Origin of the sequence: Staphylococcus sp. EZ-P03, assembly GCF_003344575.1 — a bacterium.
Classification (GTDB): domain Bacteria; phylum Bacillota; class Bacilli; order Staphylococcales; family Staphylococcaceae; genus Staphylococcus; species Staphylococcus simulans_B.
This window is the reverse complement of record NZ_QPMO01000054.1, coordinates 1-539: the sequence shown is the minus strand read 5'-3', so window position 1 is coordinate 539 and position 539 is coordinate 1. Positions and strand designations below refer to the sequence as shown.

Below are 539 nucleotides of genomic sequence, written 5' to 3'. Positions count from 1 at the left end.
TGTACTGCACCCCAAAAGTTGAACCTACAAAATTCAACTTTTGGGGTGTTTAATTATGAATAAAAGTTATAGTTTAGATTTCAAACTTAAAATATTACAAGAATACAAAAGCGGGCAAATTGGTTATGGTTCATTAGCTAAAAAGTACAATATTGATCATACTTATATCTATAGATGGATCTATCAGTACGATACCTTCGGTATTCAAGGTCTCATTTCTGGTATGACAAGAAGAAAATATTCAAAAGACGAAAAATGTGAAATCATAGAATACCGATTGAAACATCATTTATCGTATAAAGAAACTGCGAAAATATTTAATATTCCTAATCCTTCCTTAATCGCTCAATGGCAGAAGAAATTTAATGAGTATGGTATTCTTGGCTTAAAACCAAAACCGAAAGGTCGTGTGTCCAAAGCCATGAAAAATAAGAAGAGTGAATCATCTAGCCAACCATTAAACGAAACTGAAAGAGAAGAACTTGAAAGATTACGTTATGAAAATAAATTGCTGGAAATCCAAATTGAACTCGAAAAAA

1 protein-coding gene is annotated in these 539 nt (G+C 31.2%); it reads left to right on the top strand.

Annotation, left to right across the window (positions count from 1 at the left end; all coding sequences use genetic code 11):
- Positions 1-55: 55 nt before the first annotated feature.
- Positions 56-539: helix-turn-helix domain-containing protein (locus DVJ99_RS12925; protein ID WP_114604550.1), on the top strand; the 484-nt coding region annotated here is incomplete at its 3' end.